This is a genomic window from Flavobacterium sp. S87F.05.LMB.W.Kidney.N (assembly GCF_004366435.1).
Classification (GTDB): domain Bacteria; phylum Bacteroidota; class Bacteroidia; order Flavobacteriales; family Flavobacteriaceae; genus Flavobacterium.
Genome location: NZ_SODX01000004.1, coordinates 616,736 through 629,220 on the forward strand (window position 1 = coordinate 616,736; position 12,485 = coordinate 629,220).

Consider the following 12,485-nt stretch of genomic DNA (forward strand, 5'->3'; position numbering starts at 1 on the left):
AAGTGAATCCGTGTCATCCGCGTATAAATCTACACAATTTTTGTGAAAGAAATTTCTTCCTTTAATGCTTTCAATATAAAATTATCATTTAATCCATTTACGATCCAGGTTTCGATATTTGCTGCTTTTGCGATTCCGGCTGCTTCTATTTTAGATTGCATTCCTCCTGTTCCATGTGATGATTTTGATTCACCGATTTCTTTTTCAAGCGTTTTCAAATCATTTACCAATTTGATTGTTTCTGGAACTTCATTGTGAATGGATTCTTTGGTGTAAATTCCGTTTGTATTAGTGGCAATTATCAGAATATCAACATTTAGCAGCACCGCCGTTAAAGCTGCTAATTTATCATTATCACCAAACCGAATCTCATCTGTGGCAACAGTATCGTTTTCATTGATAATCGGAATGTAATTGTTTTTAACTAATACATTAATTGTATTTACAATATTCTTTTTGGTCTGTTCTTTTTCGAAATCAGAATAAGAAAGTAAACACTGTGAGGTATTTAATCCTAAATCTTTAAAATTTTCATTGTAAATCCGCATTAAATGAGGTTGTCCAATAGAGGCTAATGCCTGCTTTACAAAAACATCTTTATCTTGATTATCCAGCTTTACAAATTGCTTGGCCGCTGCAATAGCTCCAGAACTGACTATAATAAATTCGTATTCGTCGTTTAGAGCCGCAATTTGAATTCCTAGATCTTCAATCTTTCCCCGCGAAATATGATTGGTTTCTTTGGTTAAAGTATTACTTCCTATTTTTAATAAAATCCTTTTTTTGCTCATCTAATTATTTTTAACCGCAAAGGGCGCAAGGTTTTTTTAATGTTGCAAACGCTTGTAAACACAAAGTTCGCAAAGCTTTATCTATACTTAAATTCCAAATTTGAAAATCCAAATTCCAAAATCGTTAGTCATCAATCTAAAATCTAAAATTCTAAGAAGTCTAACAATCTAAGAAAGTCTAATAATTATCTAATTTGTCCTTCTCCGTAAACGTACCATTTGTTTGTTACTAAATGCTGTAAACCAATTGGACCTCTTTGGTGAAGTTTATCAGTACTTATGGCTAATTCTCCACCTAAACCAAATTGTCCTCCGTCTGTAAAACGGCTTGAAGCATTTTGATAAACAGCAGCAACATCAACTGCATCCATAAATTCTTTTGCTGCTTGGTCGTCTCTGGTAATTATTACTGCCGAATGTCCGCCGCAATATTTATTGATCTTTTCGATTGCATATTCTTCAGAGTCAATTGTTCCGATTACAATTTTATAATCCAAAAACTCTTCGTACCAAATATCTTCGTTTTGAAGGGTTTCTGTATCTTCAAAATTTTCTAAAGATTTGTCGACGATAACTTCAACATTATTTTCCTTTAATGTTTCTATTAAAATGGCTGTAAAACCTTCAAAATTAGGAAGCTTAGAATCTATTAAAACTTTATCAACCGCATTACAAGCTGAAATTTTAGCTGTTTTGGCATTCAGAATTACCTTTAAAGCCAAATCAGTATCTGCATGTTCATGAACGTAAACAAAATTATTACCGCGTCCGCTAACAATTACCGGACAAGTGGCGTGTGCTTTTACAAACTCAATTAATTTTTCTCCTCCTCTCGGCACAATTAAATCGACTTTTTGAGTTGGTTTTTCTAAGAAAGCCTGAGTTTCTGCACGATTATAATTCAGATATTCCACCCATTCTTTCGAAACACCATTTTCCTCCAAAGCTTGATGCCAAAGACTCACAATCTTCAAATTTGATTTTAAAGATTCTTTTCCCCCTTTTAATAAAATCTTATTTCCAGATTTAAAAGCGATTCCGCCGGCTTCAATTGTAACGTCTGGACGTGATTCGTAAATAATTAAAATCGTTCCGAAAGCGGCTGTTTTATTAATGACTTTAATTCCATTATCATGCGTAAAATGAAAACGCTCAACGCCAACGGGGTCTTCTTGAGAAGCTAGTTGGTTTAATGATAAAATCATCTCATCGACTTTTTTATCATCTACTTTTAAGCGTTCTTCCATCGCTAAATCTGAACCGTCGTAATCGGCAAGATCCTCCTGATTGGTTAAGATAATCTCATTCCGCTCCTGCTCGACTAGCTTTGCCATGGAGCGCAAAACGAGATTGCGTTTTTCAATTGATAATGGATTCATAATTTCTAGTGGTTGGTTGTTTTTTGGTTGTTTCTTTTTATCGAAACTTTATTGATACCTAACAGGTTTTAAAAACCTGTTAGGATACTATACTTTGTCTTTCGAAACCTGACAGCTTTTAAAAACCCGTCAGGTTTAACGTAATGAGAATTAGTTTTTTAATTCTTCTAAACTTTCTTTTAAAGCTTTTACAAACGTATCAATATCAGCTTTTTTGACAGTTAAAGGCGGTAAAATTCTTAATAGATTTTTGTTGTTGGCACTTCCTGTAAAAATATGTTTCTCGATAATTAGCTTTTTTCTTAAAGCTGCAACATCAAAATCGAATTCTACTCCAAGCATTAACCCTTTTCCTTTTACTTGTTTGATGCCTTCAACTTCTTTGATTTTTTCTAAGAAATATTCATAAACTTCGTTTACATTTTTCTGTAAATCTAGTTTTTCGATTACATCAAGAACCGCAATTCCTGCAGCACAAGATAAATGGCTTCCGCCGAAAGTAGTTCCTAATAATCCGAAACTTGCTTCAAATTTTGGAGAAATTAAAATGGCTCCAACCGGAAATCCGTTGCCCATTCCTTTTGCAACTGAAATAATATCAGCATTGATTCCGTGATGCTGAAACGCGAAGAATTTTCCGCTTCTTCCGTATCCTGATTGTACTTCGTCTAAAATTAAAACGACATCATGTTTTTTACACGCTTTTTCTAACGCCTGAAAAAATTCGGTAGTTCCTTGGTCTAAACCTCCAACTCCCTGAATTCCTTCAATAATTACTGCTGTAACATCTCCTTTTGCCAATTCAGCCTCAACTAATTCAATTTGATTTAGCGGTAAAAAAGTTACTTCCTGCTGCGCATTTAATGGCGCAACGATTTTTTTGTTATCAGTAACCGCAACAGCTGCAGAAGTTCTTCCATGGAAAGAATTATCAAAAGCTACAACTCTTGATTTTCCATTATGAAAAGAAGCTAACTTTAATGCATTTTCATTGGCCTCAGCACCGGAACTGCATAAAAACAATTCATAATCTTCTAAACCTGAAAGCTTTCCTAATTTCTGAGCCAATTCAACCTGTAAAGGGTTCTGAATCGCATTGGAATAAAATCCTAAATGGTCTAATTGATTCTTCAATTTTGCTACATAATCAGGCTGTGTGTGTCCGATAGAAATCACACCATGTCCGCTGTATAAATCTAAGTATTCTACTCCTTTGTCGTCAATAATTGTACAATCTACTGCTTTTACTGGAGTTATGTTGTATAATGGGTAAACGTTGAATAAGTTCATTTTTGTTTTGTTTATTTTGTTTCAGGTTTCATGTTTCAAGTTGCTCGCAGAACGTGTAACCTGAAACTTTAAACTTGAAACTATTATTAAAATCCGCTTGGTTTCAAATGTAAACCGGTGGTTTCTTCTAATCCGAACATTAAATTCATGTTTTGAATCGCTTGTCCTGATGCACCTTTGGTTAAGTTATCGATAATTGATGTTATGAGAACCCGGTTTCCTTTTTTCAATAAACTAATGATACATTTATTCGTTTGCACCACCTGCTTCATGTTGATGTTTGTTGTGGTTACGGTTACGAAAGGTTCATTTCTATAGAAATCTTCGTATTTCGCAACCAATTGTTCCAAACTATCATCTGAAAGTGTGTATAGTGTTGCAAAAATCCCTCTTGGAAAATCTCCTCTGTTCGGAATAAAAAGTAATTCGCTTTCGAAATCTTCTTGTAACTGCACCAAACTTTCTCCGATTTCTCCCAAATGCTGGTGTTCAAAAGCTTTGTAATGCGACATATTATTGTTTCTCCAGCTAAAATGTGAAGTTTCAGAAAGACTTACGCCCGCACCTGTACTTCCAGTTGTAGCATTAATATGAACATCATTATTCAGTCCGTTATGTTTCGCTAAAGGCAATAAAGCCAACTGAATAGCTGTCGCGAAACAACCTGGATTTGCAATATAATTTGCTTTTTTAATTTCAGCTTTGTTCAATTCTGGCAAACCGTAAATAAAATCTTTTCCTTCGAAATGAGCATCTTTATTCAATCTGAAATCATTTCCTAAATCGATAATTTTTGTATGGCTTGCGAATTTATTTTCCTGCAAAAATGAAATTGATTTTCCGTGTCCTAAACATAAAAATACCACATTTACGTCAGGATTGATTATATCAGTAAAACTCATTTCAATATCACCCATCAAATCATGGTGCGCCACAGAAAGTGGTTTTCCCGCATTTGTCGTGCTGTAAACAAAATCTATGTTTACTTTGGGATGATACATTAATATTCTGATGAGTTCTCCAGCTGTATAGCCTGAACCACCAATTATTCCGACATTAATCATGATCTAATTGATTTACAGATGAAAATATGTTTTGTGCATTTCCAAGAATTTTGATAAATCCTTTTGCATCTTCAGATGTCCATGCGTTGTTCATTTCTCCATACTGGCCAAAACCTGTGTTCATCAAATCGTTTTTAGATTCAATTCCGTCAAGTGAGAAATGATATGGTTTTAGTGAAACCGTTACAGTCCCGTTTACTGTTTTTTGCGTGTCTTGCAAAAACGTTTCGATATTACGCATTACTGGATCTAAGAACTGACCTTCGTGAAATAACATTCCGTACCAGTTTCCTAATTGTTCTTTCCAATATTGCTGCCATTTTCCAAGAGTATGTTTCTCTAATAAATGGTGCGCTTTAATGATAATTAATGGTGCAGCAGCTTCAAAACCAACTCTTCCTTTAATTCCTATAATAGTGTCACCAACGTGAATATCCCTTCCAATTGCATAAGCATTTGCTAGCTTTTCAAGGGCTACAATATTGTTTGAAGGTTTATCTGTTTTTCCGTTAAGTCCAACTAATTCTCCCTGCTCAAAATGAAGCGTTACTTTTTCTTCACCTTCTTTTTGCAATTGAGAAGGATAAGCTTCACTTGGCAATGGCTGCCCTGATGTTAAAGTTTCTTTTCCTCCAACACTTGTTCCCCAAAGTCCTTTATTGATAGAATATTGTGCTTTTTCCCAAGAATAGCTCACACCATTTTTTTGAAGGTATTCTACTTCTTCTTGTCTTGAAAGTTTTAAATCTCTAATTGGCGTAATAATTTCGATTTCCGGAGCGATGGTTTGGAAAATTAAATCAAAACGAATTTGGTCATTTCCTGCGCCCGTACTTCCGTGTGCGATTGCATTTGCGCCAACTTTCTTAGCATATTTTATAGCTTCAATTGCTTGAAAAACACGTTCTGCGCTTACTGATAAGGGATAAGTATTGTTTTTTAATACATTTCCGAAAATCAAATATTTTATAGCTTTATCATAATATTTGTCAACGATTGTAAGATTTGCGTGCTGGGCACTTCCTAATTCGTAGGCTCTTTTTTCAATGGCTGATAACTCTTCTGCATCGAATCCTCCTGTATCTACAAGTACAGTATGAACTTCGTATCCTTTTTCATTTTTTAAATATTTCAAACAATACGAGGTATCTAATCCTCCGCTATAAGCTAATACTACTTTTTTCATTTTTTATAATTTTGGCTAATACTTTCGTATTTAGCAGTTTGAGATTTCTTTTTAATTAAATTTTGAATAAAAAAACAAACGACAATAATTTGTTTAAAAATAAAGCCTGTTTAATTTTTTTAAGTCTGCTCAAAACAGCCTCATTAAAAGGGTGTCTCGGCGGTGTTTTTTGTTTTTCTTTTGGGTCGTATAACATCCCCGTACAAAGGCACATTTTGTTTTCTTTGCTTTGTAAAATAGGAAAATTGGTACAAGTTTTACAGCCGGCCCAAAAACTTGGATCTGTCGTTAATTCAGAGAAAGGAACAGGTTTGTAACCTAATTCAGAATTAATTTTCATTACAGCAAGGCCAGTGGTAATACCAAATATTTTTGCATCTGGAAATCTCTGTAAAGAATAGTCAAACACTTTCGACTTAATTTTTTTTGCCAAACCTAAACTTCTATAGTCAGGATGTACAATTAATCCCGAATGTGCCACGAATTTTCCGTGCTGCCAGCTTTCGATATAACAAAAACCTGCAAATTTCCCGTCTGCCAGAGCAATCATTGCATCACCATTCGACATTTTTTTCTGAATGTACTCAGGAGTTCTTTTAGCAATCCCCGTACCTCTTAATAAGGCAGATGATTCTATCGTATCGCAGATTTCTTGTGCGAATTTGAAGTGTTCTTCCTGGGTAACAACAATAGAGATCTTCATTTCAATAATTGAAGTTAGAGTTAAAAATTAAAGAATATTGTTTGTTTTGAAATCCAGAATTGAATCCAATAAAATTAATCAAAATAGAAGTAACATATTCAAAATCAAAATGTTGATTCAGAAAATTTACAAAATAATAAATACTTTTAGGATATGTTTGTCCAATGGACAAATTATGTGATTTCAAAATGAAAAATGGATATGAATAAATATACGGCTATAAAACTCAGTGAATACTATAGAGATAGTATCCGTACTTCGGGAGAAGTAATCGGTGAGTTTGTCCGTGACAAAGAAGTTATATGTAAACTTATTTTATTCATCGGTGCAAAAGTACATTATTTTTTTATTTACAAGACAAAAAAATAAAAAACTAACATTTTTTTTACGTTTTGTGAATAAACACAAAAGCAAAACCCGATAATTATTGCTAATTATCGGGTTTTAAATATTTTATATTTTTACAATTTTACTTTTTCGTAAACGGAATTACTTGACCGTTTCCTAAAAGTATCATATCGAAACCAGTTTTGGCTTCATTAAATTTAAATTTTAATCCAGCTCTTTGCGACTCAAATGTATCTTTTTCGTTTGCAACAGGATCTAAAGCAAATTTTGGATAATTTGGAAGTTCTGCATTTAGCACACTGTTTTTCTCTGTCAATTCAATTGTTAGAGGTGATTTAGAAGTACTATAATTTCCTAAATATCCGTCTAAAATAATATCTTTCTCTAATTTACCTTTTCCCGCTGTCCAAACGTTGTTTGATTCATTATTATCGGGAAAAGCATGATTTGGATCTAATGTTATACTTTCAATTTCTTCAGTAGAATTATGTTTGAAAGACCAAGATTTATTTTTCTGCCAGATTTCTACAGGAAGATTAACCCTTGTCACTTTACCGCTTTTTCCTTTAACATCTAAAACGATCGGCATTGGCATTTTATCAAAGTTTTCAACTGTAATTACAGCTCCTTTTGACGGATCATTTTTTACATATTTAACTGAATTGATTCCTTGATCAAAACGCCAGTTATTTACAAACCAGCTTCTCCAGAACCAGCTTAAATCTTCACCAGCAACATTTTCCATAGATCTGAAAAAGTCATCTGGCTGTGGATGTTTATAAGCCCAACGTTCGATATAAGTTCTAAAAGCAATATCAAAACGTTCTTTTCCTAAAACTTGTTCTCTTAAAAGAATAAGACCTGCACTTGGCTTGAAGTAACACAACATACCAATATTTGCTTCCTTCATATTATCAGGAGAACTCATAATTGTTTCTAGATCAGGACGAGTAAAAGATTCTGCTGATTCATGTAAATCTGTTGCAGGCTCTTTGTATTCTCCATTATTAAACGCTTCTGTACTTAGTGAATTAATGAAAGTGTTAAATCCTTCATCCATCCATCCGAATAATCTCTCGTTTGAACCAACAATCATTGGGAACCAGATATGACCAAATTCGTGGTCTGTAACTCCCCATAAATCTTGCCCTTTAGATTTCCATCCACAGAAAACAATTCCAGGATATTCCATTCCTCCTTCATTTCCTGCAACGTTTGTCGCCGCTGGATAAGGATATTCAAACCATTGTTTAGAATAATGCTCAATCGATGCTTTTACATATTCTGTAGAACGTCCATAAGCACCTTGACCAGCACTTTCTACAGGATAAGCAGATAATGCCAAAGATTTTTTACCGCTAGGCAAGTTTATTTTTGCTCCATCTAAAATGAAAGCTGGAGACGATGCCCAAGAAAAATCACGTGCATTTTTTATTTTATAATGCCAAGTTTTTTCTGTTCCAGCGTTTGTATTTGCTGTCGCTGCCACATCTTCTGCAGAACGAATTGTAACTGTTTTATCGCTGTCAGATGCTTCTTTGTATTTTTTGAATTGATCACCAGAAAATACTTCCTGACCATTTAATAATTCTCCAGAAGCTACTACATAATGATTTCCTGGAACAGTCAATTTCACATCAAAATCGCCATATTCTAAGTAAAACTCAGAAGCGCCTAAATAAGGTGCAGTATTCCACCCTCTTACATCATCATACACACACATACGCGGGTACCATTGTGCGATTGTAAAGATTTTTCCGTTTTTAGTTTCTAAAACCCCCATTCTATCAGACCCTTCGAAAGGCGCGATAAAAGAGAATTCGATTTTAATTTTTACAGATGCTCCTTTTGCAGCCAATTCTTCTGGAAGAAAAATCTGCATTCTTGTATCTGTTATAATATATTTTGCATCAACTTCTGTTTTCTTTTTTCCAACAGAAATTACTTTTACTGATTTAATTTTGTTTCCACCGTCAAAAACTTGCCCTTGAGCTCCGTTACGGCTTCCTGTTAATGGCACAACAGCGTTTCCTCTAGAATCCTCCTTAAATAAGTTTTGATCTAAATTCAACCATACAAATGACAATTTATCTGGACTATTATTTGTGTATGTGATTTCGTCTGTACCTACAATCTCATTTGTAGTTGCATTTAATTTTGCCGTAATCTGATAATCGGCTCTATTCTGCCAATATTCCTGCCCAGGCTGACCGCTCGCAGCACGAGTTGTAGTTCCATTTTTTGTATAAAAATGTGGACCAAAGGCATCATGATAATTGTAATTATTGACTGGATTTGCTGTTGTCGCTGACGGAGTTTGCTGCGCCCAAACAGATGAAATCCCAAAAAATAAAGCCGCGGTTAAAATGGCTTTTGCAGATTGCTTTTTCATATTTTTTAGCTGTTTATGTAGCAAATTAATGAAAAAAAAAGCTATTCACAGAGAAAATTTAAAACATAAATTCAATTTTAGCAAAATTTTATCAATAAAATAATTTAAGCCTTTTTCTTAGAAAACTAAATTTTATAAAATATATTTACATCAGTATATAAACACATTCATTTTATCCTTATTATTTTGACTACAACTATATCAAATTCAATATTAAGCGCTTCTATAAAACATTCTGGAGCTGAGTTATTTTCTATAAAAAACAACCAAAACAATGAGTATATCTGGGAGGGCAATCCAGATTTCTGGGGCAAGCACTCCCCTGTTCTTTTTCCGATTGTTGGTACTTTAAAAAACAATTCTTATAAAATTAACGATAAGGAATATCATTTACCCCGTCATGGTTTTGCTCGTGATCTGGAATTCGAATTAATCGATAAGAGCGAAAATAGAGTAGTTTTCTCACTGCAGTCTTCTACAGAAACATTGACAAAATATCCTTTCGAATTTGAACTACAACTTATTTATACGCTTAACGAAAGTTCACTAACTTTAGAATACAAGGTTATTAATAAAGGAGATACCACTATGCCTTTTTCTATTGGTGCACATCCTGCAATTGCACTTCCTGGAAATTTCGATGATTACGCTCTTGAATTCGAAAAAGAAGAAGCACTAAAATATTATATTCTTGAAAATGATTTGATTTCATCTCAAACCAAAATTCTAGAAACTACTCATAATATTGTGCCTTTGAATTATGAGTTATTTAAAAATGATGCTTTGATCTTTAAAACATTAGAATCAAAATCTTTGACTATTCTTAAAGATTCAAAACCTTATGTAAAAGTAGCTTATAATGATTTCCCAAGTTTAGGAATTTGGACCAAAGAAAATGCACCTTTTATTTGCATTGAACCATGGCTTGGATATTCCGATACTGACGAAAACTCAGGAGATTTATATAAAAAAGAAGGAATTTTGACTTTAGAAGAAAATAAAAACTTCTCTGCAAAATTTAGTATCACAATATTATAACACAACAAAATGTTAGATTTTAATTTTAGTCCGTTCCCAGTCGTAGAAACCGAGCGTTTAATTTTGGATGAAGTCAATGATGGAGACGTAAAAGAAGTTTTTGAACTACGCTCTAATCCTGAAACCATGAAATATATTCCAAGACCTTTGGTAAAGGATCATGAAGATGCGCTGGAACATATTAAAATGATAAAGGAAAAAATTGAAAATAATACTGGAATAAATTGGGCTATTCGATTGAAGGATAATTCTAAACTTCTCGGAATTATTGGTTTTTACAGATTACAGCCAGAAAATTACCGTGCTGAAATTGGTTATATTATTTTACCTGAATTTCAAGGAAAAGGTTTAGTTCCAGAGGCTGTTACTCGACTTATAAAATTCGGATTTGAAGACTTGAGACTGCACTCTATTGAAGCTGTTATTGATCCAGAAAATTATGCTTCAGAAAAAGTACTCCAAAAGTGTGGTTTTACAAAGGAAGCCCATCTTAGAGAAGCTGAATTTTATGAAGGAAAATTTCTTGATAAGGTAATTTATTCATTACTAGAAAGATAAACTTTTCTTCTTGTTAAAGTAACTTTTTACACAATAGTTATCTACCATTATACGTTATATTTGCGCTCGAAATTAGCTAAAATTGCTTGTTTTGAACCTGAAAACACTTTTATGAAAAAAATACCTGCCTTATTTGTTCTTTTATTTTGTATACAGTTGCAAAGTCAGACTTTTGTAAAATTTAATGGAGCAACTGCTTTGCTTGCAATCCCAAATGTTGGAATTGAAACAAGTATTGGCGAAAAAATGACTTTTAGTGCTGATGTAATGGCTTCTTTTTGGGAATCATTTAATGGTTATAATCCAATGAAATTTATTACTGTAACTCCAGAAATTCGTTACCATTTTAAAGAAAAATATAATGGCTTTTATTTAGGCGGTCATATAGGAGCTGATAAATATGAATTACAAAAATGGAATTACTGGAATAGTAATCATTATGAAGATGGGTTCGGTTATAGGCTTGGTGCTACTGTAGGTTACAACCTAAAATTAAACGACAAATTTTTACTAGACTTTTTCGTTGGCGGAGGCTGGCATCAAGGTTTTTATCATGGGTATTACAACGATGGAACTCCAGGAAGATATGAAAAAGCGGTGCATTGGAATAAAAGCGGCGAATGGCTTCCTTACCGTGGTGGCGTAATGATTTCGTATAAATTATAAATTAGAGAATTTGGGCAACGATTTTACGTAAAGTTCTTCAACTTTTTTTCGAGCCCAATCTGTTTTTCTTAAAAAAGTAAGACTCGATTTAATACTTGGATTTGATTGAAAACATTTAATTGGAATTAGTTCTCCTAAAGTATCAAAACCATAATGATCTACTAAAGTTTCTACAATTTTTTGAAGTGTGATTCCGTGTAAAGGATCTTTGGACTGATTTTGCATTTTATACTTTTTAAATTATATAAAAGACCGTACTATAAAAAAGTACGGTCTTTCTTTTTTGCAAAATTACTAAATAGAATTTTACATCAATCAAATAAAAAATAATTAGAACAAGAATTTAAATCCAACAGAAATTGGAGACGTTAAATTAGGATTACTTCCTCCTAAAGCTGTATTGTAAAACGGATCTACATTTGCAACATGAGCTAAACCAAAATTGGTAACTGTTGTTTTTTCTCCCGTTTTTGGATCAATTGTTGTCGATGTAAAGTTGGCCAAGTCATAAGAAAACTCGACAGAGAAATTTTTAGTTACGAAATAATCGAATCCTCCTGATAGCGATACACCAACCTGATTTACTTTTAATTCACTTTCTTTCTCTTTACCAGTAATAATTGGAACTGCCACCTGCCCAAAGAAATAAAGAGAACCCGCAACATTCCAATACTTTCTCACTAAAGGCTGCGCAACAAACAAATCTGTTTTGGCGGCTGTTCCTGCATCAGAATCTGCTTTAATATTAATATATCCAACTCCTGCACCAACAGCAACTGATGGCGTTACAAATGTTCCAACAATTGGCAGTACAGATAAAGTGGTGTTTTTCGCATCAGCCGATTTCGTCTGCTGATAACCAAATTGAGATGTTGCAAACCAAGTTCCCTTTATACCTTGACTTGAATCTTGGGCTTTAGCTGTTAAACTAATTAATACAATACTTACCAGTGTTACAATTTTTTTCATTTTAATTTTGTTTTTGAATTATAAAGCAAACTTAAAAGGAAGCATTTTTGTCGCAGCTGATTAAAATCATAGATTAAAAAAAAACTTTAATTATCTTAGCT

At 33.4% G+C, this 12,485-nt stretch carries 13 protein-coding genes; 4 read left to right on the forward strand and 9 right to left on the reverse strand.

Annotation, left to right across the window (positions count from 1 at the left end; genetic code table 11):
- Positions 1-29 precede the first annotated feature (29 nt).
- The 6 genes from proB to EDB96_RS15275 all read right to left on the reverse strand — a co-directional run bounded on the left by proB (position 30) and on the right by EDB96_RS15275 (position 6,413).
- Positions 30-791 (reverse strand): glutamate 5-kinase, encoded by a 762-nt coding sequence (gene proB / locus EDB96_RS15250; protein WP_134141755.1) that lies wholly within the window; start codon positions 789-791, stop codon positions 30-32.
- 185 nt (positions 792-976) lie between these two features.
- Positions 977-2,170 (reverse strand): glutamate-5-semialdehyde dehydrogenase, encoded by a 1,194-nt coding sequence (locus EDB96_RS15255; protein WP_134141757.1) that lies wholly within the window; start codon positions 2,168-2,170, stop codon positions 977-979.
- 150 nt (positions 2,171-2,320) lie between these two features.
- Positions 2,321-3,460 carry an aspartate aminotransferase family protein gene (locus EDB96_RS15260; protein ID WP_134141758.1) on the reverse strand — a complete coding sequence of 380 codons (1,140 nt, stop codon included), beginning with the start codon at positions 3,458-3,460 and terminating at the stop codon, positions 2,321-2,323.
- A gap of 86 nt (positions 3,461-3,546) precedes the next feature.
- Complete coding sequence (gene argC / locus EDB96_RS15265; RefSeq protein ID WP_134141759.1) at positions 3,547-4,524, reverse strand: N-acetyl-gamma-glutamyl-phosphate reductase; 978 nt, start codon at positions 4,522-4,524, stop codon at positions 3,547-3,549.
- The gene (locus EDB96_RS15270; RefSeq protein ID WP_134141761.1) at positions 4,517-5,710 is read right to left on the reverse strand and encodes an argininosuccinate synthase; all 1,194 of its coding nucleotides are present in this window, start codon (positions 5,708-5,710) and stop codon (positions 4,517-4,519) included. The genes argC and EDB96_RS15270 overlap by 8 nt, the downstream gene beginning before the upstream one ends.
- A gap of 55 nt (positions 5,711-5,765) precedes the next feature.
- Positions 5,766-6,413 carry a GNAT family N-acetyltransferase gene (locus EDB96_RS15275; protein WP_057118427.1) on the reverse strand — a complete coding sequence of 216 codons (648 nt, stop codon included), beginning with the start codon at positions 6,411-6,413 and terminating at the stop codon, positions 5,766-5,768.
- Between the two features lie 201 nt (positions 6,414-6,614).
- Between EDB96_RS15275 and EDB96_RS21080 the strand changes: the two genes are divergently transcribed.
- Complete coding sequence (locus EDB96_RS21080; RefSeq protein WP_157848518.1) at positions 6,615-6,782, forward strand: hypothetical protein; 168 nt, start codon at positions 6,615-6,617, stop codon at positions 6,780-6,782.
- Positions 6,783-6,882: 100 nt separating this feature from the next.
- Here EDB96_RS21080 and EDB96_RS15280 read toward each other — a convergent pair whose 3' ends face one another.
- Positions 6,883-9,153 (reverse strand): M1 family metallopeptidase, encoded by a 2,271-nt coding sequence (locus EDB96_RS15280; protein ID WP_134141762.1) that lies wholly within the window; start codon positions 9,151-9,153, stop codon positions 6,883-6,885.
- A 186-nt stretch (positions 9,154-9,339) separates the two neighbouring features.
- Between EDB96_RS15280 and EDB96_RS15285 the strand changes: the two genes are divergently transcribed.
- The 3 genes from EDB96_RS15285 (at position 9,340) to EDB96_RS15295 (ending at position 11,415) form a co-directional block, all read left to right on the forward strand.
- Positions 9,340-10,191 carry an aldose 1-epimerase family protein gene (locus EDB96_RS15285; RefSeq protein ID WP_134141763.1) on the forward strand — a complete coding sequence of 284 codons (852 nt, stop codon included), beginning with the start codon at positions 9,340-9,342 and terminating at the stop codon, positions 10,189-10,191.
- Positions 10,192-10,200: 9 nt separating this feature from the next.
- A complete protein-coding gene (locus EDB96_RS15290; protein WP_134141765.1) occupies positions 10,201-10,749 on the forward strand; it encodes a GNAT family N-acetyltransferase in 549 nt (182 codons plus the stop codon).
- A 111-nt stretch (positions 10,750-10,860) separates the two neighbouring features.
- Positions 10,861-11,415 carry a DUF3575 domain-containing protein gene (locus EDB96_RS15295; RefSeq protein ID WP_134141766.1) on the forward strand — a complete coding sequence of 185 codons (555 nt, stop codon included), beginning with the start codon at positions 10,861-10,863 and terminating at the stop codon, positions 11,413-11,415.
- On the opposite strand, the gene EDB96_RS15300 is transcribed toward EDB96_RS15295, so the two are convergent.
- Positions 11,410-11,640 (reverse strand): VF530 family DNA-binding protein, encoded by a 231-nt coding sequence (locus tag EDB96_RS15300; RefSeq protein WP_057118431.1) that lies wholly within the window; start codon positions 11,638-11,640, stop codon positions 11,410-11,412. The genes EDB96_RS15295 and EDB96_RS15300 overlap by 6 nt on opposite strands.
- Before the next feature lie 105 nt (positions 11,641-11,745).
- Positions 11,746-12,384, reverse strand: coding sequence for an outer membrane beta-barrel protein (locus tag EDB96_RS15305; RefSeq protein WP_134141767.1), 639 nt, complete (start codon positions 12,382-12,384; stop codon positions 11,746-11,748).
- Between the last annotated feature and the right edge of the window lie 101 nt (positions 12,385-12,485).

Coding starts and splice junctions, on each gene's coding strand:
- EDB96_RS15260 (WP_134141758.1), bottom strand. CDS start 3,460: ATGAACTTATTCAACGTTTACCCATTATACAACATAACTCCAGTAAAA.
- argC (WP_134141759.1), bottom strand. CDS start 4,524: ATGATTAATGTCGGAATAATTGGTGGTTCAGGCTATACAGCTGGAGAA.
- EDB96_RS15305 (WP_134141767.1), bottom strand. CDS start 12,384: ATGAAAAAAATTGTAACACTGGTAAGTATTGTATTAATTAGTTTAACA.
- EDB96_RS15255 (WP_134141757.1), bottom strand. CDS start 2,170: ATGAATCCATTATCAATTGAAAAACGCAATCTCGTTTTGCGCTCCATG.
- EDB96_RS15295 (WP_134141766.1), top strand. CDS start 10,861: ATGAAAAAAATACCTGCCTTATTTGTTCTTTTATTTTGTATACAGTTG.
- EDB96_RS21080 (WP_157848518.1), top strand. CDS start 6,615: ATGAATAAATATACGGCTATAAAACTCAGTGAATACTATAGAGATAGT.
- EDB96_RS15300 (WP_057118431.1), bottom strand. CDS start 11,640: ATGCAAAATCAGTCCAAAGATCCTTTACACGGAATCACACTTCAAAAA.
- EDB96_RS15280 (WP_134141762.1), bottom strand. CDS start 9,153: ATGAAAAAGCAATCTGCAAAAGCCATTTTAACCGCGGCTTTATTTTTT.
- EDB96_RS15270 (WP_134141761.1), bottom strand. CDS start 5,710: ATGAAAAAAGTAGTATTAGCTTATAGCGGAGGATTAGATACCTCGTAT.
- EDB96_RS15290 (WP_134141765.1), top strand. CDS start 10,201: ATGTTAGATTTTAATTTTAGTCCGTTCCCAGTCGTAGAAACCGAGCGT.
- EDB96_RS15275 (WP_057118427.1), bottom strand. CDS start 6,413: ATGAAGATCTCTATTGTTGTTACCCAGGAAGAACACTTCAAATTCGCA.
- proB (WP_134141755.1), bottom strand. CDS start 791: ATGAGCAAAAAAAGGATTTTATTAAAAATAGGAAGTAATACTTTAACC.